The sequence below is a fragment of the Xenorhabdus eapokensis genome (assembly GCF_001908105.1).
In genome coordinates, this window is the sequence record NZ_MKGQ01000001.1 from 35,598 (window position 1) to 58,862 (window position 23,265).

General features: G+C 45.3%; 23 protein-coding genes. 17 read left to right on the forward strand and 6 right to left on the reverse strand.

What is annotated here, in order from left to right; genetic code table 11:
• Positions 1 to 117: 117 nt before the first annotated feature.
• The 14 genes from hexA (at position 118) to nuoN (ending at position 16,768) form a co-directional block, all read left to right on the forward strand.
• Positions 118 to 1,110: a transcriptional regulator HexA gene (hexA, locus tag Xedl_RS00110; protein WP_074022049.1), complete on the forward strand. Its 993-nt coding sequence runs from the start codon at positions 118 to 120 to the stop codon at positions 1,108 to 1,110.
• Between the two features lie 709 nt (positions 1,111 to 1,819).
• A complete protein-coding gene (locus tag Xedl_RS00115) occupies positions 1,820 to 2,284 on the forward strand; it encodes an NADH-quinone oxidoreductase subunit A (RefSeq protein ID WP_074022050.1) in 465 nt (154 codons plus the stop codon).
• Between the two features lie 15 nt (positions 2,285 to 2,299).
• Entirely contained in the window at positions 2,300 to 2,974 is a 675-nt protein-coding gene (locus Xedl_RS00120) for a NuoB/complex I 20 kDa subunit family protein (protein WP_047769419.1), read from the forward strand.
• Between the two features lie 75 nt (positions 2,975 to 3,049).
• Positions 3,050 to 4,849 carry an NADH-quinone oxidoreductase subunit C/D gene (nuoC, locus tag Xedl_RS00125; RefSeq protein ID WP_208605010.1) on the forward strand — a complete coding sequence of 600 codons (1,800 nt, stop codon included), beginning with the start codon at positions 3,050 to 3,052 and terminating at the stop codon, positions 4,847 to 4,849.
• Between the two features lie 2 nt (positions 4,850 to 4,851).
• Positions 4,852 to 5,397 (forward strand): NADH-quinone oxidoreductase subunit NuoE, encoded by a 546-nt coding sequence (nuoE, locus tag Xedl_RS00130; RefSeq protein ID WP_074022052.1) that lies wholly within the window; start codon positions 4,852 to 4,854, stop codon positions 5,395 to 5,397.
• Positions 5,394 to 6,758: an NADH-quinone oxidoreductase subunit NuoF gene (gene nuoF / locus Xedl_RS00135; RefSeq protein WP_074022053.1), complete on the forward strand. Its 1,365-nt coding sequence runs from the start codon at positions 5,394 to 5,396 to the stop codon at positions 6,756 to 6,758. The genes nuoE and nuoF overlap by 4 nt, the downstream gene beginning before the upstream one ends.
• Before the next feature lie 61 nt (positions 6,759 to 6,819).
• Entirely contained in the window at positions 6,820 to 9,543 is a 2,724-nt protein-coding gene (gene nuoG, locus Xedl_RS00140; RefSeq protein WP_143187358.1) for an NADH-quinone oxidoreductase subunit NuoG, read from the forward strand.
• Positions 9,543 to 10,520, forward strand: coding sequence for an NADH-quinone oxidoreductase subunit NuoH (gene nuoH / locus Xedl_RS00145; protein ID WP_074022055.1), 978 nt, complete (start codon positions 9,543 to 9,545; stop codon positions 10,518 to 10,520). Before nuoG ends, nuoH begins: the two co-directional genes overlap by 1 nt.
• A 15-nt stretch (positions 10,521 to 10,535) precedes the next feature.
• Positions 10,536 to 11,078, forward strand: coding sequence for an NADH-quinone oxidoreductase subunit NuoI (nuoI, locus tag Xedl_RS00150; RefSeq protein ID WP_045958195.1), 543 nt, complete (start codon positions 10,536 to 10,538; stop codon positions 11,076 to 11,078).
• A 12-nt stretch (positions 11,079 to 11,090) separates the two neighbouring features.
• The gene (nuoJ, locus tag Xedl_RS00155) at positions 11,091 to 11,621 is read left to right on the forward strand and encodes an NADH-quinone oxidoreductase subunit J (protein WP_074022056.1); all 531 of its coding nucleotides are present in this window, start codon (positions 11,091 to 11,093) and stop codon (positions 11,619 to 11,621) included.
• Entirely contained in the window at positions 11,621 to 11,923 is a 303-nt protein-coding gene (gene nuoK, locus Xedl_RS00160; protein WP_074018590.1) for an NADH-quinone oxidoreductase subunit NuoK, read from the forward strand. The genes nuoJ and nuoK overlap by 1 nt, the downstream gene beginning before the upstream one ends.
• Complete coding sequence (nuoL, locus tag Xedl_RS00165; protein WP_074022057.1) at positions 11,920 to 13,764, forward strand: NADH-quinone oxidoreductase subunit L; 1,845 nt, start codon at positions 11,920 to 11,922, stop codon at positions 13,762 to 13,764. The genes nuoK and nuoL overlap by 4 nt, the downstream gene beginning before the upstream one ends.
• 19 nt (positions 13,765 to 13,783) lie before the next feature.
• The gene (gene nuoM / locus Xedl_RS00170) at positions 13,784 to 15,304 is read left to right on the forward strand and encodes an NADH-quinone oxidoreductase subunit M (RefSeq protein ID WP_074022058.1); all 1,521 of its coding nucleotides are present in this window, start codon (positions 13,784 to 13,786) and stop codon (positions 15,302 to 15,304) included.
• Between the two features lie 6 nt (positions 15,305 to 15,310).
• Complete coding sequence (gene nuoN, locus Xedl_RS00175) at positions 15,311 to 16,768, forward strand: NADH-quinone oxidoreductase subunit NuoN (protein WP_074022059.1); 1,458 nt, start codon at positions 15,311 to 15,313, stop codon at positions 16,766 to 16,768.
• Positions 16,769 to 16,789: 21 nt separating this feature from the next.
• On the opposite strand, the gene Xedl_RS00180 is transcribed toward nuoN, so the two are convergent.
• The 3 genes from Xedl_RS00180 to Xedl_RS00190 are packed head-to-tail and all read right to left on the reverse strand — an operon-like array spanning position 16,790 to position 17,978.
• A complete protein-coding gene (locus Xedl_RS00180; RefSeq protein ID WP_074022060.1) occupies positions 16,790 to 17,206 on the reverse strand; it encodes a DUF6691 family protein in 417 nt (138 codons plus the stop codon).
• Between the two features lie 3 nt (positions 17,207 to 17,209).
• Positions 17,210 to 17,647, reverse strand: coding sequence for a YeeE/YedE family protein (locus Xedl_RS00185; protein ID WP_074022061.1), 438 nt, complete (start codon positions 17,645 to 17,647; stop codon positions 17,210 to 17,212).
• Position 17,648: 1 nt separating this feature from the next.
• A complete protein-coding gene (locus tag Xedl_RS00190; RefSeq protein WP_422645882.1) occupies positions 17,649 to 17,978 on the reverse strand; it encodes an ArsR/SmtB family transcription factor in 330 nt (109 codons plus the stop codon).
• A gap of 356 nt (positions 17,979 to 18,334) precedes the next feature.
• Between Xedl_RS00190 and Xedl_RS00195 the strand changes: the two genes are divergently transcribed.
• The 3 genes from Xedl_RS00195 (at position 18,335) to Xedl_RS00205 (ending at position 20,168) form a co-directional block, all read left to right on the forward strand.
• Complete coding sequence (locus Xedl_RS00195; protein ID WP_074022063.1) at positions 18,335 to 19,084, forward strand: SDR family NAD(P)-dependent oxidoreductase; 750 nt, start codon at positions 18,335 to 18,337, stop codon at positions 19,082 to 19,084.
• A gap of 407 nt (positions 19,085 to 19,491) precedes the next feature.
• The gene (locus tag Xedl_RS00200) at positions 19,492 to 19,767 is read left to right on the forward strand and encodes a PAAR domain-containing protein (protein ID WP_074022064.1); all 276 of its coding nucleotides are present in this window, start codon (positions 19,492 to 19,494) and stop codon (positions 19,765 to 19,767) included.
• A gap of 173 nt (positions 19,768 to 19,940) precedes the next feature.
• Positions 19,941 to 20,168 carry a hypothetical protein gene (locus tag Xedl_RS00205; RefSeq protein WP_074022065.1) on the forward strand — a complete coding sequence of 76 codons (228 nt, stop codon included), beginning with the start codon at positions 19,941 to 19,943 and terminating at the stop codon, positions 20,166 to 20,168.
• 103 nt (positions 20,169 to 20,271) lie between these two features.
• Here Xedl_RS00205 and Xedl_RS00210 read toward each other — a convergent pair whose 3' ends face one another.
• The 3 genes from Xedl_RS00210 to dgcN form a co-directional block, all read right to left on the reverse strand.
• A complete protein-coding gene (locus Xedl_RS00210; protein ID WP_244149645.1) occupies positions 20,272 to 21,195 on the reverse strand; it encodes an EAL domain-containing protein in 924 nt (307 codons plus the stop codon).
• A 324-nt stretch (positions 21,196 to 21,519) separates the two neighbouring features.
• Positions 21,520 to 22,005 (reverse strand): outer membrane lipoprotein YfiB, encoded by a 486-nt coding sequence (gene yfiB, locus Xedl_RS00215; protein ID WP_074022067.1) that lies wholly within the window; start codon positions 22,003 to 22,005, stop codon positions 21,520 to 21,522.
• The gene (dgcN, locus tag Xedl_RS00220) at positions 22,002 to 23,264 is read right to left on the reverse strand and encodes a diguanylate cyclase DgcN/YfiN (protein WP_074022068.1); all 1,263 of its coding nucleotides are present in this window, start codon (positions 23,262 to 23,264) and stop codon (positions 22,002 to 22,004) included. The genes yfiB and dgcN overlap by 4 nt, the downstream gene beginning before the upstream one ends.
• Position 23,265 lies beyond the last annotated feature (1 nt).

The following is a 23,265-nucleotide window of genomic DNA, read 5'->3' on the forward strand; positions in this document are numbered from 1 at the left end:
TGCCCTATTTAATAGAGTAGAGTAATGTCACAATTGGTATTATTTTATTTGATACTGCTGAAGTAAAAACACCAGGTTAGTTAGTAATTAAAATCAAAAAAAAGTGATGAATAAACAATGATAAATGCAAATCGTCAGATAATAAACCTCGATCTCGATCTGCTAAGAACTTTTGTTGCTGTTGCTGACTTAAATACTTTTGCAGCAGCAGCGGCAGCTGTTTCTAGAACGCAGTCAGCTGTAAGTCAGCAAATGCAGCGGTTGGAACATCTCGTGGGGAGAGAGTTGTTTGCTCGTCACGGCCGCAATAAGCTTCTGACCGAACATGGGCTTCAACTTCTTGGTTACGCGCGCCAAATTCTGCGTGCCAATGACGATGCAACAGCATCATTAACCTACAATGATGCAGACGGTGAATTGAGAATAGGCGTATCAGATGACGCTGTTGATACACTACTTCCTTTCTTATTAAACCGTATTGCCTCTGTCTATCCACGTGTAGCGGTTGATGTACGCATTAAACGCGCTCAGTTTATCGAGAACATGTTGGATAACCATGAAATTGATTTGGCATTAACCACAGCAAAAATCAACCACCATCCTAAAACGATCTTACGTTCTTCGCCTGTTTTATGGCATTGTGCACCTGATTTCCAATTGCAGACGAATGAACCTGTACCGTTGGTTGTGATGGATGAAACCAACCCTTTCCGCCAGATCGCTCAGGAAACGCTGGATATGTCAGGCATTTCATGGCGTATTGCGTATGAAGCTGCTTCTTTGTCCGCTGTTCGTGCGGCTGTGAATGCAGAAGTTGGTATTACCGCTCGCCCTCTGGAAATGCAGAATGCGGATCTGAGAATTTTAGGTGAAATTGAAGGATTACCACGTCTGCCGGAAATCCAATTCTTCTTATATCGTAATAGTAACGAACAGAATGAATCTGTTCTGACTGTTTTTGATGCAATAGAAAATAAGAAAACACCTTATACTGTAACAACTGTTGAATGTGATGAATCCGGCGAGATAGATGAATCTATCGACACTATTGAACCCATCAAATCAACTGAAACAGTTGATGGAAATTCCGTTGAAAATATAGACGAATAAGTATTATGTGTTTTATAGGCTAATATTTCCATTTTATTTATGGAAGTATTAGCCTGTTGTTAATTACTTATTAATAATCCTTCCAAGTTTTCATTTCTATTTCTGATATTTCTAACAAGAAATATACCCTATTAATTTTCCTATACCTTTCCAATTTTAGTTAAAAGAATGTTGCTCTGTTAACAAATTTCATTTTTCTAACTTGATAAAATAAAACCGTTTTCAGAAATAGCTCGCTTATTGCACTTTAATCGTTTTTTTTAGAAACAATCCATTAAGGGTTGAATAAATTACATTCAAGTGTTGAATGTTTTTCAATGAAATTGTGCACTTGATCATAAAAATACCCCAAGCTGCACGGTGGAAAGACAGGTTTTTCCTGCGATAATGATGTAGTAAAGTCGAGTTATCGGTTAGACTAGTTATATCGGGAAGACGTTTTTTTGTACGACTGACACGTTTTAGCGGTATGCCGATACAATCCGTTAATTAATGGTTTGTGGTTTGTAAATAAATATGCAAGTGGTTTTGCCGTTATGGCAAATTTTGTTGAGAGGAATAAAAACCAAGATGATTCAAGCTATAGGATGAATTGATTAGCGTTGTTTCAGATTTGGTTGTTATCCCTTCCCATGAATCGATGTGGTGCAACACTGCCGGCAAAAAGAGCAGACACTTTGACACCACTTTTGATGAGTAAGCAACGAGTATGTCTACATCCACTGGAATTTTAGCCCATCACTGGGCATTCGCGGTTTTTCTAATAGGTGCTCTTGGCTTGTGCGCGCTCATGTTACTGGGTGGGTACTTCATGGGGGGTAGGGCGAAAGCCAGGGCAAAACATATCCCTTATGAATCAGGTATCGATTCTGTCGGCAGTGCACGTTTACGTCTGTCGGCGAAGTTTTATCTGGTTGCCATGTTCTTTGTTATCTTCGACATTGAAGTCCTTTACTTGTATGCATGGGCCGTCTCAATCAAAGAGAGCGGTTGGCTAGGCTTTGCCGAAGCAAGCATTTTCATTTTGGTGTTATTGGCAGGTTTGGTTTATCTGGCGCGTATTGGCGCGTTGGATTGGACACCTGCACGTTCAAAACGTCAGGTCAGTAAACCGAGTGCTGATGCTTATATCAACACTACTGGCAATCATACCAACAACAGTCACATGCAGTAATAGCGAGGCATAAAGATGGATTATACGCTCACCCGCATAGATCCGAACGGTGAGAATGACCGTTATCCCCTGCAAAAACAGGAAACTGTCAGCGACCCCTTGGAGCAACATGTTCACCGAAGTGTCTATATGGGGAAATTGGAACATGCTCTGCATAATATGGTGAATTGGGGGAGGAAAAATTCCCTGTGGCCCTATAACTTCGGGCTTTCTTGTTGCTACGTGGAAATGGTGACGTCATTTACCGCTGTTCACGATGTTGCGCGTTTTGGTGCAGAAGTATTGCGAGCATCTCCCCGTCAGGCTGATTTCATGGTGATTTCCGGAACTTGTTTCGTCAAAATGGCGCCCGTCATTCAACGCCTGTACGACCAATTGCTGGAACCGAAATGGGTCATTTCAATGGGAGCCTGTGCAAACTCCGGAGGTATGTACGATATTTACTCCGTAGTTCAAGGGGTTGATAAGTTTATCCCCGTCGATGTTTATATTCCTGGCTGTCCTCCTCGTCCAGAAGCCTATATGCAGGCACTGCTGCTGTTGCAGGAGTCCATAGGCAAAGAACGCCGCCCCCTGTCATGGGTAGTTGGCGATCAGGGGGTTTACCGCGCCAATATGCAATCAGAAAGAGAAAGAAAACGCGGTGAGCGTATTGCAGTGAAAAATCTGCGTACTCCAGACGAAATTTAAGGCTTTTAGCCATATAGCGTAACCAGAGCAATGTGTTGCGATCACAAAAACCCTGATCAAGCGTTGTGGTGAAGAATGATGACAGATCAGATAGCGCAAGAAAGCGCCCGGCCTGCTTGGGCAACACGTGATCATCTTGATGATCCTGTGGTCAGCGAGCTTAACCGTCAATTTGGCTCGGATGCCTTTACCATCCAGCCGACCCGTACCGGTATGCCAGTTGTTTGGGTTAAGCGGGAGCAGTTACTGAAGGTAATAACATTTCTGAAAAAATTGCCCAAGCCTTATGTCATGCTGTTTGACTTGCATGGTGTTGATGAGCGTCAGCGCTCTCACCGAGAAGGTTTACCGGCGGCGGATTTTTCGGTGTTTTATCACCTCCTTTCCATTGAGCGTAACCGTGACATCATGCTGAAAGTTGCGCTCACTGAACAAGACCTGAATATTCCCACGACGACATCAATTTTCCCAAATGCTAATTGGTATGAGCGTGAAACGTGGGAAATGTTTGGCATTACATTTAACGGCCATCCCAATTTGCGTCGTATCTTGATGCCACCGACATGGGAAGGTCATCCATTGCGCAAGGAATATTCTGCGCGTGCCACGGAATTTGATCCTTTCATATTGACTAAGCAGAAAGAAGATCTGGAAATGGAAGCGCTGACTTTCAAACCAGAAGAGTGGGGCATGAAGCGTGGCACCGATAATGAGGACTTCATGTTCCTTAACCTTGGTCCAAACCATCCTTCTGCTCACGGTGCATTCCGCATTATTTTGCAACTTGATGGCGAAGAAATCGTCGATTGTGTTCCCGATATCGGCTATCACCATCGTGGTGCCGAAAAGATGGGGGAACGTCAGTCATGGCACAGCTATATCCCTTATACCGATCGCATCGAATATTTGGGGGGATGTGTTAACGAAATGCCTTATGTGCTGGCGGTTGAAAAACTGGCGGGCATTGAAGTCCCCGATCGGGTAAAAACAATTCGTGTCATGTTGTCCGAACTGTTCCGCATTAATAGTCATCTGCTTTATATCAGTACATTTATCCAGGACGTTGGTGCAATGACGCCGGTCTTCTTTGCGTTTACTGACCGACAAAAAGTTTACGATGTCGTCGAGGCAATTACTGGATTTCGTATGCATCCGGCATGGTTCCGAATTGGTGGTGTTGCCCATGACTTACCGCGTGGTTGGGACAAACTTTTGCGTGAATTGTTGGACTGGCTGCCGAAACGTTTGGATTCCTATGTCAAGGCAGCGCTGAAAAACAGTGTCCTGAAAGGGCGTTCTGTTGGGGTCGCGGCCTACAATGCTAAACAAGCGTTGGATTGGGGGGTTACCGGTGCGGGGCTGCGTGCCACGGGCATTAGTTTTGACGTACGTAAATGGCGCCCTTATTCCGGTTATGAAAATTTCGATTTTGAAGTACCAACAGGCTACAACGGTGATTGCTATGACCGTGTCATGTTGAAAGTTGAAGAAATCCGCCAGAGTCTGCGCATCCTTGCGCAGTGCCTGAAACATATGCCGGAAGGCCCCTTCAAGGCGGATCATCCACTGACCACACCACCACCAAGAGAACGGACTTTGCAGCACATCGAAACCATGATTAACCACTTCCTGCAAGTGTCATGGGGGCCGGTCATGCCTGCTAATGAATCATTCCAGATGATCGAAGCGACTAAGGGAATCAACAGTTATTACCTGACCAGTGATGGTAGCACTATGAGCTACCGTACCCGCATCCGTACACCAAGCTTTGCTCACTTGCAGCAAATTCCATCGGTGATCCGCGGCAGTCTGGTTTCTGACCTTATCGTCTATCTGGGCAGTATCGATTTTGTTATGTCTGATGTGGATCGCTAACGATGCAAAGTGAATTTAACGCAAACAAGCAAGCACGCCTTGATGTGGTTAACGTAACGGACGCTCAGACACCGGATAAGTTTGTATTGAGTGCTGACGAACGTAATGCCATTGAGCAGGAAAAACACCACTACGAAGATCCGCGTGCTGCGTCAATCGAAGCCCTGAAAATTGTACAAAAGCAGTGTGGTTGGGTGCCAGATGGTGCCATTTATGCCATTGCTGAGGTATTGGGTATTCCAGCCAGTGACGTGGAAGGTGTCGCAACGTTTTACAGCCAGATTTATCGGCAGCCAGTGGGACGTCACATTATCCGTTACTGTGACAGTGTCGTATGTCACATCACGGGTTATCAGGGTGTTCAGGCAGCGATAGAATCGTGTTTGAACATTCGTCCGGGGCAAACCACGGCAGATGGGCGTTTCACACTGTTACCAACTTGCTGCTTGGGTAATTGTGACAAGGGGCCAACGATGATGATTGATGAGGATACTCACAGTTACGTGAAACCCGAAGAAATTGAAAAATTACTGGAGCAATATCCATGACAACGCATTCAGGAGTGAAAGAAATTATCCGCACCGCGGAAACTCATCCCCTGACATGGCGGTTGCGTGATGACCAACAACCTGTCTGGCTGGATGAATACCGAAGTCAAAATGGTTACAAAGGCGCCGAAAAAGCACTGAAGGGCATGGCTCCCGATGAAATTACCGCATTGGTTAAAGATGCTGGCTTAAAAGGTCGTGGCGGTGCAGGCTTCTCAACAGGCTTGAAGTGGAGTCTGATGCCAAAAGACGAAAGCATGAATATCCGCTATTTGTTGTGTAATGCAGATGAGATGGAGCCGGGCACTTACAAAGACCGCCTGCTGATGGAGCAATTGCCTCATCTATTGGTGGAAGGCATGCTAATCAGCGCTTTCGCATTGAAAGCCTATCGCGGCTACATCTTCTTACGTGGTGAGTATGTCGAGGCGGCTGCCCATTTACGCAAAGCGATAGAAGAAGCTAAAGCGGCTGGATTGCTTGGCAAGAACATTTTGGGCAGTGGTTTTGATTTTGAACTGTTTGTTCATACTGGCGCGGGTCGTTATATCTGTGGTGAAGAAACCGCCCTGATTAACTCCCTTGAAGGGCGTCGGGCAAACCCACGTTCAAAACCGCCATTTCCTGCGACGGCGGGTGTATGGGGCAAACCTACGTGCGTCAACAACGTCGAAACATTGTGCAACGTTCCTGCAATTCTTGAACATGGCAAAGAGTGGTATATCGGTTTGAGTGCCGGTAAAAGTACAGATGCCGGAACCAAACTGATGGGCTTTTCGGGGCGGGTCAAAAATCCCGGTCTTTGGGAATTACCTTTTGGTACAACAGCCCGTGAAATTCTTGAAGATTACGCGGGAGGAATGCGTGATGGCCTGAAATTCAAGGCATGGCAACCCGGAGGGGCAGGAACCGATTTCCTGACAGCAGACCATTTAGATCTGCCGATGGATTTTGAGCATATCGCTAAAGCAGGTAGCCGATTAGGAACCGCACTGGCAATGGCGGTGGATCATGAGATCAATATGGTTTCCCTGACCCGCAACCTTGAAGAATTTTTCGCTCGTGAATCTTGTGGCTGGTGTACACCATGCCGTGATGGCTTGCCGTGGAGTGTCAAAATCCTCCGAGCTATTGAGAGTGGCAAAGGCCAGCCAGGTGATATTGAAACATTAGAACAACTCTGTCGTTTTCTTGGCCCAGGCAAAACGTTTTGTGCCCATGCGCCAGGTGCTGTGGAACCTTTGCAGAGTGCTATTAAATACTTCCGTGAAGAGTTTGAAGCGGGAATTGTCACCAAAGATTATGGCAATACCAACCTGATAGCGGGTATTCAACCAAACCTGCTCAACCAGCGTTGGTAACAAACAGGGCTAATTTTTGATTAACGCCTGCCACGGCAGGCCATTGGGAAGCATGCTGACTATGGCTACGATACATGTAGACGGCAAAGAATATGATGTAAACGGGGCTGATAACCTGTTACAAGCCTGCCTCTCATTGGGGCTTGATATACCTTATTTTTGCTGGCATCCAGCGCTAGGAAGCGTTGGCGCTTGCCGCCAGTGTGCGGTGAAGCAATATCAAAATGCGGAGGATACGCGCGGGCGTCTGGTGATGTCTTGTATGACACCGGCGTCAGATGGTACGTATATCTCCATTGATGATGAAGAAGCTAAACAATTCCGGGCCAGTGTTGTGGAATGGTTAATGACCAACCATCCCCATGACTGTCCAGTTTGTGAGGAAGGGGGTAACTGTCATTTGCAAGATATGACAGTGATGACGGGACATTCATTCCGAAAATACCGTTTTACCAAACGGACTCACAAAAATCAGGAGTTGGGGCCATTTGTTGCACATGAAATGAACCGTTGTATCGCCTGTTACCGTTGTGTTCGTTACTACAAAGATTATGCAGATGGAACAGATTTTGGCGTTTATGGTGCTCATGACAACGTCTATTTTGGCCGTCCTGAAAGTGGCACATTGGAAAGTGAATTTTCCGGTAACCTCGTCGAAATTTGCCCAACAGGGGTATTTACCGACAAAACACATTCAGAACGTTATAACCGTAAATGGGACATGCAGTTTGCGCCAAGTATCTGCCAACAGTGCAGCATTGGCTGTAACACCAGTCCTGGCGAACGTTATGGTGAATTACGCCGGATAGAAAACCGTTATAACGGCACAGTCAACCACTACTTTATGTGTGACCGCGGGCGTTTCGGTTACGGTTATGTCAACCGTGACGACCGTCCTCGCCAGCCACAACAATTGCGCGGTGACCAGTGGATTTCATTGAATGCCGAGCAGGTTATGCAAGGGGGCGCAGATATTTTGCGTCAGGCAAAAAATGCCATTGGTATCGGTTCACCGCGTGCCAGCATCGAAAGTAACTTTGCCTTGCGTGAATTGGTGGGGGCGGAAAACTTCTACAGCGGCATTTCAGCGGAAGAACAACACCGTCTTGATACGATGTTAGAAATTCTCCAGCAAGGTGGCGTTTATACGCCATCCCTGCGTGAAATTGAAGATTATGATGCGGTGCTGGTGTTAGGGGAAGACCTGACCCAAACGGCTGCCCGTATGGCGTTATCTGTACGTCAGGCAGTGAAGGGCAAAGCGCGTGAAATGGCGGCCGCCCAGAAAGTGGCAGACTGGCAGATTGCGGCGGTTATGAATATTGGCCAGCACGCCAAGTATCCTCTCTTCCTGACCAGTGTTGATGAAACCCGTCTGGATGATATTGCAGCATGGAGCTACCGTGCCCCTGTTGATGATCAGGCTCGCTTAGGTTTTGCCGTGGCACATGCCTTGAACAATATCGCCCCTGCCGTTAATGATCTGCCGGATGAGCTGAGATCGAAAGTAGAAATCATTGCGCACGCATTGCGTGATGCGAAAAAACCATTGATTATCAGTGGCAGCAATCCAGGCAGTGATGCTTTGATTCAGGCTGCTGCCAATATAGCATGGGCTCTGAAAGATAAAGGCTCGGATGTGGGGCTTTCCTATGTTGCCATATATGCCAATAGCCTTGGGCTGGCGATGATGGAGGCACAGCCATTGGATTCCGCTTTACAGCGTATTGCTAAAGGGAATTCAGATACCGTCATTGTGATGGAAAACGATCTCTATCGTCATGCACCGGCGGATAAAATTGATCGTGCACTGGATAGCCTGAAAAATCTGATTGTTGTGGATCACCAACGCACCGCCATCATGGATAAGGCGAATTTGATTCTGTCGGCTTCCAGTTTTGCTGAAAGCGATGGTACGTTGGTGAATCAGGAAGGTCGTGCCCAGCGCTATTTCCAGGTTTATGAGCCGGCATTCTATGATAAATCCATCGTGATGTTAGAAAGCTGGCGCTGGATGCATTCCCTGTATACCACCTATACACAGTGCCAGACCGATTGGACACAGCTTGATCATGTGATTGCCGCCTGTGTCAAAGCCATGCCGCAATTCAAAGGCATCGTAGACGCGGCTCCAGATGCGACATTCCGTATTCGTGGGCAAAAATTATCCCGTTCTCCTCATCGTTACAGTGGCCGTACAGCGATGCTGGCCGATGTCAGCGTCCACGAGCAGCGCCAGCCCCAGGATATCGATACCGCATTTGCTTTCTCGATGGAAGGGAACAACAGCCCATATGCACCTCGTCAGCAAATCCCATTTGCCTGGGCACCTGGCTGGAACTCACCACAGGCGTGGAATAAATTTCAGGCGGAAGTCGGTGGTAAGCTGCGTTTTGGCGATCCAGGGGTTCGTTTGATTGAAACGGTTGATGGTGGGTTGAACTATTTTGACGCTATCCCGACAGCATTCACGGCGCAAAAAGATCAATGGCATGTTGCGCCTTATTTCCATTTGTTCGGTAGTGAGGAACTGTCACAACGTTCTGATGTAATACAGGAGCGTATGCCTGAGCCGTATGTGATGATCAATCATAAAGATGCGGAGCATTTGAATGTGCAAGAAGGTGCGGTGATGGCATTTGATTGTGAAGGGCAGAAACTGCGTTTGACCGTGCGCTTGAGTGGCAATCTGTCCCAAGGGCAAATTGGCTTGCCACTGGGAATGTCGGGTATACCACCAGTCCTGGCCGGCAAATCAGTCCGTAACTTACGGGAGGTTGCATAATGCGCTGGTTTACTCCCGAAGTCATTGAAATCCTGATTGCTGTCCTGAAAGCGGTTGCCATTCTACTGGTCGTGGTTATCTGCGGGGCATTCATGAGTTTCTTTGAACGCCGCATTCTTGGCCTGTTTCAAAACCGTTATGGACCAAACCGAGTCGGTTGGGGTGGCTCATTGCAGCTTGTCGCAGACATGATCAAAATGTTCTTTAAAGAAGACTGGGCACCCCGTTTTTCTGACAGAGCCATTTTCACTTTGGCTCCAGTCATTGCATTCTGCTCAATGCTTCTGGCCTTTGCGATTGTACCAGTAAGTCCAACATGGATGGTTGCAGACCTGAATATCGGCATCTTATTCTTCATGATGTTAGCGGGTCTGGCGGTTTATTCCGTACTGTTTGCGGGTTGGGCGAGTAACAACAAATATGCCCTGTTGGGTGCGATGCGGGCATCGGCACAGACATTGAGTTATGAAGTGTTCCTTGGTATGTCCATGATGGGCGTGGTAGCACAAGCTGGCTCCTTTAACATGGTGGATATCGTCAACTCGCAGCAACATGTGTGGAATGTTATTCCTCAATTCTTTGGCTTCCTTACCTTTGCCATTGCGGGTGTAGCGGTATGCCACCGCCATCCTTTTGACCAACCGGAAGCAGAGCAAGAACTGGCCGACGGCTATCACATTGAATATTCCGGTATGAAATTCGGTTTGTTCTTTGTCGGGGAATATATCGCGATTGTGACGGTATCCGCGTTGATCGTCACGCTGTTCTTTGGTGGCTGGAATGGACCTCTCTTGCCGCCATTCGTCTGGTTTGCGCTAAAAACGGCCTTTTTCATGATGATGTTCATCTTGATCCGTGCTGCATTGCCGCGTCCTCGTTATGACCAGGTGATGTCGTTTGGCTGGAAAATCTGTTTGCCGTTAACGTTACTTAATATGCTAGCGACAGCCGCAGTTATCTTATACAACGCTCAATAAAGGGGTGATTGAACCATGACATTGAAAGAATTAGTGGTCGGTTTCGCCACCCAGGTACGCAGTATTTGGATGATAGGGCTTCACGCCTTCCATAAACGCGAAACAAAAATGTATCCGGAAGAGCCGGTTTATCTGCCACCCCGTTACCGTGGACGCATCGTTCTGACGCGTGATCCTGACGGTGAAGAGCGTTGTGTTGCGTGTAACTTGTGTGCAGCAGTATGTCCGGTGGGATGTATCTCACTGCAAAAAGCTGAACATAAGGATGGTCGCTGGTATCCAGAATTCTTCCGCGTCAACTTTTCGCGTTGTATTTTTTGCGGCCTGTGTGAAGAAGCGTGCCCAACTACCGCGATTCAGTTGACGCCGGATTTTGAACTGGGTGAATTTAAGCGTCAGGATCTGGTGTACGAGAAAGAAGATCTGCTGATTTCAGGGCCAGGTAAATATCCTGACTATAACTTTTACCGTAAGACAGGAATGGCAATTGACGGCAAGGATAAAGGCGAAGCCGACAATGAAGCCAAGCCTATCGACGTTAAAAGCCTGTTGCCGTAAGGAGCGATATTCATGGAATTTACGTTTTATGTCGCAGGGCTGGTTGCTATTCTCGCAACACTCAGGGTAATAACCCATACGAATCCGGTGCATGCATTGTTGTATCTGATTATTTCCTTGTTGGCATTGTCCATCGTATTTTTTTCGATGGGTGCCTATTTTGCTGGTGCTTTAGAGATCATCGTTTACGCAGGCGCAATTATGGTGTTATTCGTCTTCGTCGTGATGATGCTGAATCTGGGAAAATCAGTTGTTGAACAGGAGCGGCGATGGTTACAACCGCGAGCCTGGATTGGCCCGTCAATCCTGTCTATCGTCCTGTTGATTGTGTTGGTTTACGCCATCAGTACTCTGTCATCCGCTGAAATTAGTGGTGAAGTGGTCAGTGCCAAAGAAGTGGGCATTAGCCTGTTTGGCCCTTATGTATTGGCTGTCGAACTGGCCTCTTTGCTGCTGCTGGCAGGATTGGTAGTGGCTTACCATATCGGCCGTGAAAACCGGCAAGGGGAAGTGATCAGCAATCGTGCGGAGGACCAACAATAATGATAGCGTTACACCACGGCCTCATTCTGGCGGCTATTCTGTTTACATTGGGCTTCACCTGCCTGATTATCCGCCGCAATCTGTTATTTATGCTGATCGGGTTGGAAATCATGATCAATGCTTCAGCGCTGGCGTTTGTCGTTGCTGGCAGTTATTGGCTCCAGCCTGATGGTCAGGTGATGTACATTCTGGCCATTACTCTGGCAGCCGCCGAGGCGAGCATCGGTTTGGCACTGTTACTACAGTTGCACCGTCGTCGCCAAAACCTGAATATTGATACAGTCAGTGAGATGCGCGGATGAACTTACTCTATTTAACAATTCTGCTGCCATTGCTGGGATTTTTGCTATTGGCATTTTCCCGTGGCCGCTGGTCTGAAAATTTGTCAGCCACTGTTGGGAGTGGTTCTGTTGGGCTGGCAGCTTTAGTCACATTCTGGATAGCAATTGATTTTCTTGCGCAGAATGGGACAGGGGGGCTGGTCTACAGTCAAACGTTGTGGAACTGGATGGCGGTGGATAATTTCAGCATTCCCGTTAATCTGGTGCTGGATGGTCTGTCGCTGACGATGCTCAGTGTTGTAACTGGCGTTGGTTTCCTGATCCACGTATACGCCTCTTGGTATATGCGCGGTGAAGAGGGATACTCCCGCTTTTTCGCCTATACCAACCTCTTTATCGCCAGCATGGTGGTATTGGTGCTGGCAGATAACATCCTGCTGATGTATCTCGGCTGGGAAGGTGTAGGCCTGTGCAGTTACCTGTTGATCGGTTTCTACTACAAAACTCCTGCCAATGGTGCGGCGGCAATGAAAGCCTTCATTGTGACCCGTGTTGGTGACGTGTTCCTTGCCATTGGTATGTTTATCCTTTACGACCAGCTTGGTACGTTGAGTTTCCGCGAATTAGCGGCATTGGCGCCACAACATATTGAAGCAGGTTCTGCCGCAATCACTTGGGCAACCTTGATGATTTTGGGTGGTGCTGTCGGTAAATCAGCTCAATTACCATTGCAAACCTGGTTGGCAGATGCGATGGCCGGCCCAACGCCAGTTTCGGCTCTGATCCACGCCGCTACAATGGTTACCGCAGGTGTTTATTTGATTGCTCGCAGCCATGCATTATTCTTGATGGCGCCTGATATTTTGCATTTGGTCGGTATTATTGGTGCGACCACTTTGCTGTTGGCCGGTTTTGCTGCACTGGTACAGACAGATATCAAACGCGTGCTGGCTTACTCCACTATGAGCCAGATTGGCTACATGTTTCTGGCATTGGGTGTACAGGCATGGGATGCAGCGATCTTTCACCTTATGACCCATGCCTTCTTCAAGGCTCTACTGTTCCTGGCTTCTGGCTCAGTGATCCTGGCCTGCCATCATGAACAGAACATCTTCAAAATGGGGGGACTGAGCAAGCGTATCCCGTTTGTTTATCTCTGCTTCCTGGTGGGTGGTTCTGCATTGTCGGCACTGCCATTACTGACAGCCGGTTTCTATAGTAAGGATGAAATCCTGTGGGGCGCGTTAGCAAATGGTCATATGAACCTGATGCTGGCGGGGCTGATTGGAGCATTGATGACATCACTGTATACCTTCCGCATGATCTTTATCGTGTTCCACGGTGAAGAAAATACCCATGCTCATCCTGTCAAGGGGATTACCCATACTTTGCCATTATCAGTATTACTGGTGCTATCCACGTTTGTTGGCGCACTGATTGTGCCACCGCTGACGGGGGTTTTGCCTGAAAGTAATGCGGGGCATGATGGCAAAATGACACTGGAAATTGTTTCTGGTGTGGTTGCCATTGTCGGTATCTTGCTGGCGGCAGCGCTGTATCTGGGCAAACGTGGTGTGGTTACTGCTACGGCGAACAGTGCACCAGGGCGCTTCTTCTCCACATGGTGGTTCCATGCCTGGGGATTTGACGCACTGTATGACTGGGTATTTGTGAAACCATTCAAAGGCATCACCGGTTTGTTGCAGAGTGATCCTTTGAACTCACTGATGAACATTCCTGCCATATTGTCACGTTGGGGCAATAAAGGGCTTCGTTGGAGTGAGAACGGACAAGTCCGTTGGTACGCTACCTCTATGGGGTTGGGTGCAGTGCTGGTTTTAGCTCTGCTGCTTTTGGTTTAATTAAGGGACACATTGCGCCATGCTACTACCTTGGCTAATTCTTCTGCCCTTCATCGGAGGCCTGCTGTGTTGGCAGGCAGAGCGCTTCGGCACCCGTATGCCGCGTTGGATCGCGCTTCTGGCGATGGGACTGACGTTGTTACTCTCCCTGTACCTGTGGTTACAGGGCGGTTATACACTCATCAACCCACAGGGCATACCACAGTGGCAATCAGAGTTCGTGCTTCAGTGGATCCCACGTTTTGGCATTAGCATTCATTTGGCACTGGATGGTTTGTCCTTGCTGATGGTGGTGCTGACTGCATTATTGGGTTTGATGGCAATCCTCTGTTCGTGGAATGAAAATCAGCCATATCAGGGTTTCTTTCACCTGAATCTGTTGTGGATACTGGGCGGTGTGATGGGGGTCTTCCTTGCCATCGACCTGTTCTTGTTCTTCTTCTTCTGGGAAGTGATGCTCGTACCGATGTACTTCCTGATTGCACTGTGGGGACACAGAGGCTCGGAAGGTAAAACCCGTATCACTGCGGCAACGAAATTTTTCATCTATACCCAGGCCAGTGGTTTGGTGATGCTGATTGCGATTCTGGCATTGGCTTTCATTCACCATGATGCAACCGGTGAATGGACATTCAACTATGAAAAATTGCTGCATACACCGATGTCATACACCGTTCAATATCTGTTGATGTTGGGTTTCTTCATTGCATTCGCGGTGAAGATGCCGGTTGTGCCTTTACACGGCTGGCTGCCTGATGCCCATAGTCAGGCACCAACAGCCGGTTCAGTTGACCTTGCGGGGATTTTGCTGAAAACCGCGGCATACGGTTTGTTGCGTTTCAGCTTGCCTCTGTTCCCACAAGCCTCTGCGGAATTTGCTCCGATTGCGATGTGGCTGGGTATCATTGGCATTTTCTACGGCGCGTGGATGGCATTCAGCCAGACTGATATCAAGCGCCTGATTGCTTATACCAGTGTTTCCCACATGGGCTTTGTGCTTATCGCTATTTATACAGGCAGCCAATTAGCTTATCAGGGAGCGGTGATCCAGATGATTGCACATGGCCTGTCAGCCGCGGGTTTGTTCATTCTGTGTGGTCAGCTCTATGAACGCTTGCATACCAGAGATATGCGTCAAATGGGCGGATTGTGGGGAAGAATTCAGCTCTTGCCTGCAATATCCCTGTTTTTTGCGGTAGCAACATTGGGTATGCCAGGCACCGGTAACTTTGTTGGTGAATTTATGATCCTGTTTGGCAGCTTTAGTAAATTTACCTTAATTACCACGGTCTCCGTGTTCGGTTTGGTTTTTGCCTCCGTTTATGCACTGTACTTGATGCAGAAGGCTTATTACGGTACGCCAAAAACGGATAAACCATTACAGCGGATGGATGTGCGTGAAATATCCATTCTGCTGCTGTTGGTCGTCTTATTGGTGATTTTGGGCGTTTACCCGCAGCCAATCCTTGATACCTCAGCCGCAGCAATGAGTAACATCCAGAATTGGTATTCTGCTTCACTTTTAACTACAAGGCCGTAATTCGCCATGACAATAACTTCTGAACAATTGATCGCACTGTTGCCGCTATTGATCGTCGGATTGACGGTGGTGGTTGTGATGCTGTCCATTGCGTGGCGACGCGATCATTTCACCAATGTCACCTTGACGGTAATTGGTCTAAACCTGGCGCTGTTTTCTCTCTATTTTGTGGGACAGCAGGAGCCAATGGATGTCACGCCGTTGATTCATGTTGATCGTTTTGCAATGTTCTATACTGGCCTTGTGCTGATTGCGAGCCTTGCAACAACGACATTTGCCTACTCATGGTTGGAAAATTTTCCCGATAATAAAGAAGAATTCTATCTGTTAGTGATGATCGCGGCGGTTGGGGGTATTCTGCTCTCTTCTGCTAACCACATGGCATCACTGTTTATCGGTATTGAGTTGATCACCCTGCCATTGTTTGGTTTAGTCGGCTATGCATATCGCCAGAAACGTTCGTTGGAAGCGGGCATCAAATATATGCTGCTGTCTGCGGCCGCGTCTTCATTCCTGCTGTTCGGTATTGCATTGTTATATGCAGAATCTGGTGATTTGTCTTTTGCATCACTCGGCAAGAGTTTGAGCGATAGCAAACTGCATGAACCGTTAGTGCTGGCTGGTTTGGGAATGATGATCGTAGGACTGGGCTTTAAACTTTCCCTTGTACCTTTCCAACTGTGGACGCCGGATGTTTATCAAGGCGCACCTGCACCGGTATCGACCTTTCTGGCAACGGCAAGTAAGGTTGCGATCTTTGCAGTGATCATGCGCTTATTTATTGAAGCGCCAGTGGCTGAAAGCACAACCTTACGTATTGTGCTAATTGTAATTGCTATTGCATCTATCCTGTTTGGTAATTTGTTGGCATTGACACAAAGCAATATCAAACGACTGTTGGGTTACTCATCCATTGCTCATTTGGGATATTTGCTGGTGGTACTGGTTGCCATCAAAGATCATACCTTGGCAGAAGAGACGGCCGGTATTTATCTGGTCGGCTATTTGCTCGCTAGTATCGGGGCATTTGGCGTAGTCAGTCTGATGTCCAGCCCATACAGAGGGCCAGATGCGGATTCACTGTTCTCGTATCGTGGTTTGTTCTGGCATAAACCGATCCTGTCAGCGGTTATGACTGTCATGATGTTGTCATTGGCAGGGATACCATTAACATTTGGCTTCATTGGCAAATTCTATGTTATCGCGACAGGTGTTGAAGCAAGATTGTGGTGGCTGACTGGTGCAGTTGTCGTGGGTAGTGCCATTGGCCTTTACTACTATCTGCGCGTGATGGTGAGCTTGTACCTGCCGGCACCGAAAGCGCTGAACCGTGATACACCACACAATTGGGCATTTACCTCTGGCGGGATTGTTGTGTTACTTGCTGCGTTGCTGGTGTTGACCCTTGGTATTTGGCCACAACCGCTGATTGATATTGTTCAGCTAGCGAAAAGCGCTTTGTAAGACCACAAGTGAAAGACCCAGTCATTGTTGGCTGGGTTTTTTACGATCCACCAACCACATTCCGACACTCATTGCCAGCACAAAAGCGAAGCCTTTTGCATAGCCTGCTCCCAGCAGCACTAACCCTGGCCCCGGGCAAATCCCCGCAATTCCCCATCCCACCCCAAAAAGCGCGGCTCCTCCCACCAAACGCCAGTCTATTTGACGCTGGTCAGGTAATATCATTGGTGTACCGCAAAGTGTGTATTGACGACGTTTAGCCAGTATGAAACCTACTAAACCGACAAGAATAGCGCCCATCATCACAAATGCCAGGGATGGGTCCCACGGATGTGCCAGATCCAGAAAGCCCAACACTTTAGCGGGATTTGCCATGCCACTGATAATTAATCCTAAACCCAAAATGACACCAGACAGAAAAGAAAATATCACTATCATTTTTCACCTCACTAAGAACCAGTAACCCACCACTGTTGCAGTGACAAATCCCATAGCCATAAAGATCAGGGTGGCGATTAACGAACGCAAAGAGAGACGAGAGAGTCCACATACGCCATGCCCGCTGGTACAACCGGAACCAATACGTGTTCCTATTCCCACCAGAAGACCTGCGATAATAATGGCAGGCCAAGATGCTGTCACTGTGATTTCTGGTAATGGGCGCAGCAGACCATAGAGTACAGGGGCGATGACTATCCCTGTGAGAAATGCCCCCCGCCATGAACGATCGTTTGTTTTACGTTGCAGTAATCCACCAATAATACCGCTGATACCGGCAATGCGGCCGCAAAACAACACCAATACAATTGCTGCCAGACCAACCAATATTCCCCCACCAAAGCTTAGCCATGGTGTAAACTGGGCAAAGTTAATGCTCATCCTAATCTCCTGTTGTTTCCGGTTTCGGGCAATACAAGGTATAGAGCGTATGCAGCAATGTCAGAATACGTTCATCTTCAATACGATAGAAAATCTGTTTTCCTTCCCGCCGCGTCTGTACCAGATTCAATCGCCGCATTACACCAAGCTGTTGTGACAGCGTTGGTTGGTGGATGCCCACAGCTTCTTCAAGCTGTCCAACAGAAAACTCTCCTTGACTAAGCTGGCACATCAATAACAAGCGATCATCATTGGCAAGTGTTCGTAACACATCTGCCGCCTGTTCGGCAGCTTCACGCATTGTTTGTTGTAAAGGATGATTTACCTTCATTACCATATCCTCACCTAAACACTTTATGTTTTTATATAATATAATTTTATAAATTAAATGCAAGTCAAATGGGAGATTTTTCATTCCAAAGATACCAGGTATTACATTTGGGGATTGTAGTGTTAGTTTTTATTTATATTTGAAATATAAAATTCAACTTGTTTATGTAGAATAAATTTCAAAAGACATTAAAGAAAAATGGTTGGAATAATATTGATAGCATCTTTTTTCATGAATTAAATCCATTTTGGTTATTATTAATTTTAATATGTAAGATATAAGAATTTAAGCATAAAATCTAAAATGAACACCGTAATCTAAGATTGGATAAAAATTTTATTATGGGGGGATATATCATGAATTCATTTGAAAATAAGGTGGTGTTGATCACTGGAGCAACGGCTGGAATAGGGCTGGCTACTGCAATTGAGTTTGCAAAAAAAAGTGCAAGAGTCCTTTTGGTGGGGCGAAATGCGGATAAAGGAAATAAAGCAATAGCACAAATGCCACATAATGCCGATTGTGAGTTTTATTCTGCTGATATGAGTAAACGTTCAGACATTAATCGGCTCTTCTCATATATTAAAGAACGTTATGGTCGTTTGGATATTGCTGTTAACAATGCTGGAATGTTCGGTGCTTCGTTTACTAAAATAACTGAATATCCCGATGAGGTATGGGATGAGGTTATTGCAACGAATGTGACAGGTGTGTATCAATGTATGAAATATGAGATACAGTTAATGGCGCAATCAGGCGGAGCTATAGTAAATGTCGCATCAGTTGCAGGATTAAAAGCGAATTATGCAGGAGGGTGTGCCTATACGGCTAGTAAACATGCGGTAGTTGGATTAACAAGGTCTGCCGCTTTAGAGATGGCAAAGTCAAATATTCGGGTTAATTCTGTGTGTCCAGGATTAATCAGGACAGATATGTCACTCAATGTGTTTGGCGATAATTTAGATGCGTATGGTGACGCCCACCCAATTGGCAGGATTGGAGAAACGGAAGAAGTGGCTAATGCTATCTTGTGGTTATCTGGTAACAAAGCAGAATTCATTACAGGTTGTTGTTTACCCGTTGATGGCGGTTTAATGTTAAAATAGATTCTAAATCCCCATCTCTTGAATTGATATATAATAAGATCTGTGACGGACAGGTACATGGCTGTACCCAATCCGTCTTTTTAGTTTCCGAGGCCGGAAAATTGCAGTTTCAAACATTATTCTTCTGCCAAACAAATCACGAAATTTATTTTTTTAGAAAAAATAGTTAATTATGTAAAATTCATGAAAGTATCTAAAAAACGATATAAGTTGTGATGGAGTGATATAATCAATATATTATTCTGTATTCTTTCTATTAAAATGGGTTGATAAGATTGATATTTACGGAAAATAATGGCTATAATAAATTTTCTGAAAAGAAAAAGTTACCTAAAATATTTGGGTATTGAATGCAACCGTGGTGAGTTGTTTCACTATAAATTTAATCGAAAGCAAGAGGACATAAAATGGCAAAAGGAAATTTTTTGACAGTCGGTGAAAAAACGACGTGTGGCGGTGCTATTTTGACTGGAACCAGCAATATTAAATTTTATGGCAAACAGGCAGCAATTGAAGGTTCTGCTGTGACTTGTGGAAGATATTCAGGCAAATATACTATTGTTGGCGGAGTCAACGCTTTCTTGGATAAAGGAACGAAATTAGCAGGAACGTTGGATAGCCAGACCACTTGTCCTTGTCATGCTGGCCTTATTCACTCTATTCCTGATAATTACCAAAAATAAGTAACAAAAATTTAGGTGTTCAGGATTAGTGATTTTGATGAAATAACTATATATTGAATTTGTAACTACATATTGAATTTTTTGATTAATTTATTGATAAGGTGGCTATTGAACTTAATTGCTATTTAAAGAACGTAAGCGTGAGCCAACCACGATTGCTGAGGTACTGAAAAATGCTTAATACACCATTGCATGTCAAAAGGAAATTTTCTGATGGAAGCAACACGCTTGTAGAGCAGGCGGGTTTCTCTAGCGTTACGCCTTTGATTAATATGCTTGAAGAGATTTATGACGAAACTTGTCGTTTTCACTCAATTGCTAAAGAATTGGGAATCGATAAAACATTAGTGACTATCATTGAGCAGCATAGGGAACAGAAATGGGCGGAGCTAAAAATATGATACTATAGTGTCAATAATGACGAAAAATCGCCATAAAATGTCACTATAATAACAGTTATGCGTTAAAAGCATCAATAGGCTGCGTTTGCAGAGGGGAACTTTATCATAACCACTTCTTGACAAACGCTTCCAACGGCATCGGACGGTCAAAGTAATATCCCTGCAAATAATCGACAGAATAGTTTTTAAATTGATTAGCTAATCTTTGATTTTCAATTCCTTCTGCCACAATTTCCAGATGTAATCGCAAGGCAAGATCAATGATATTTTCCACAATATTTTTTGAAATTATATCGTTATCCATTTTGCTAACAAAGTTATGCCCGATTTTTATTAAACTAACATTAATTTTTTGTAAATAATTGTAGTTAGAGAAACCTGTGCCAAAGTCGTCCAGTGCAATTAATACGCCTAATTCATCCAACTTATTAAATAAACTAATAGTATGATCATCGAATTTCAATAATTCTCGTTCGGTAATCTCCAAAATCAGTTTAATAGAATCTGCTGGAAATGATTGCAGAAAATGATGACAATTATCAATTAATCTAATATCTTTATAATGTCTTGCACTAATATTGAAATTAAAATGGAAATTTGCCGGTAATTGATGAGCAATAGGTGCAAAATAATCTCTCACTTGGGTGATTAGATTATGTGTTAAGGGAATAATCAAATCTGACTTTTCAATTTGTTCGATAAATTTATCTGGTGTCAATAGCCCATGAATTGGATGTTGCCAGCGAACAAGGATTTCACAGCCAATGATTTCATTGTTTTTGCTACCAATAATTGGCTGTATGTAGGGAATAAATTGCTTGTTTTTAATTGCTTTTTTCAGGCGATATTCTGGAATAGTGATGGTTTTAGTGTGTTTATAAAAAAATAGCGCAGAGATGAGGGTAAGCAGAAACAATAAAATAAATACACAGACTAATTCCACATCTGGTTGGATATTATCCCGATAATTGGAAAATAATCTCCAGAATATAAAGCCTGTGCTGGCAGTGATGGTGATGAATAACATCACAAATATCCGATACAGGGATCGGTATGATTTCAGATTCAGCCCCATCATATCTCCTTCTTGATAAAGCCCATTGACTTAACAGTAGGCTTATTATCCAAATTACGCAAAAGTTTATTAACTTATTGATTACAAAAAAAGAGGCTCTTTTTGAGAAAACAACCTTGGCTATATTACAGGAAGAATTTAAAGACGGGAAATAGCTAGACAGTAAGATCTGGGGAAAATTTTTTGTCATTGTGGTGGATGATCAAGATAAACAAATCGTTCCGCCCTCCGTGGCTAAATCATTATTTGATTTATATCAATATCATTGTATCGCTATCACGGTGTTGTTATCACAATGGCAACTCGGCGATTTTCCGCCCGACCTTTTGAGCTGCGATTATCGGCGATAGGTTGGTTTGGTCCTAATCCACGTGTTGTCAGGTTAGTCCGTTGCATACCTCCCTGTGTCAATGCATCTGCAACTGTGTTGGCGCGTTTTAATGATAGCTGATTGTTGTAATTCACTTCTCCGTAGTTGTCGGTATGGCCATCAAGGCGTGCGTGGTGGATACCAATTTTGGATAAGACACTTGCGAGTTGTTTTAATTTTGCTTCACCTTCTGGACGCAAATGAAATTGGTTATTACCAAACAATACCTTTTCTGATATCCCAAATAACCAACCTTCATCGGTTTGTTGAAATCCTTGTTGTTTAAGTGCGGCGATTTGCGCGGTTGTTAACGCCGCTTTGTTCTGGCAGGCGCTGAGAAAAAGTGCGCCAATAAATGCACAGATAAATACACAATAACGATTTCTGCTCATAGGGGGGTCCTTGATAGATAGTTTAGTTTCGTTGTATCAGCGGAATACCAACCACCGCCTCGTTGTTTAATGTGATACATTGCCGCATCAGCTTCAGAGAGCAGTTGTTCTGCCGTTAGCTCACCATTGGATAAGGCAATACCGATGCTGAGTGTGATACGTAGATGTTGTCCATTAGGAAGCAGAATGGGGGCATCCATAGCATGGATGATATTTTTAGCAACACGTTCTGCATCTTCCAGGTTGGCAGAAGGCAACAGGATAGCGAATTCATCTCCGCCTAGTCGGGCAACGGTATCTGTTTTTCTTACCCTTCGTCTTAAGGTCGCGGCGATAGTGACAAGCACGTGATCGCCAGCAGCATGTCCATAGATATCATTGACATATTTCAGCCTGTTACCATCAATAAATAATATCGCTGCACTTTCACGCATAAATTTATCGCTCATGACGGTTGAAAGAACGCGCTCAAAAGTCGCCCGATTTGGTAAACCTGTCAGGGAATCATGTTGGGCTTGCCAGGTTAAAACGGCTTTTTCTGTTTGCAGATGGTGTTGCCACTCTTCCAGCTCTTCTAGCAGGTGATTGAAAACCTGGCTTAGCTCATGCAGTTCAGCAATATGGGCAGAGGGTACGCGTCGTGAAAATGTCCGGCGTTGCCGCACATCATGGGCGACGGCCGTAATGTTTTGTAAGGCTCTGACGATACCATCGTGCATGCGCAATGAAAGATAGAGTGAAATGACGGCGCTGAACAGCAGGCAGGCAAATAGTACCAGCAGAGCCTGATAAATAAATTTGATGATGTGATCGCTGTTGCCAATTAACCAGACTGCCCCTACTTTTTGCTGGTGATGATAAATTGGCAAGGTAAAAGGTTCAGGAAAAAGCCAATGCTCGACCAATTTTTTGAAATTACCAGTACGCGTTTCCTGATTGGCTTGCCATCTGGCTAACACCTGCTGTTTAGCATCAAAAATTTTGGCTTCTGTAAAACCATCATGAACAGCAATGAGTTCCAATATTTCGTTTGCTGCGGTTTTATCCTGAAAGACTACTGCGGCCTGTGCTGTATGAGCAATGGTCGTGGCAATCAGTTTTAAACTGTTTTCAGCATATTTCTGCATGGCAAGCAGTGCCAGTAAAGATAAAAATAAACCGACGACGGATAATATGATAAACGTAATGACCAAATGGATCCGGTGGAAAGCGTGACGCAAAGTAGGGCGTGATGGCATCAGTGAATAACGTTTTTTCATA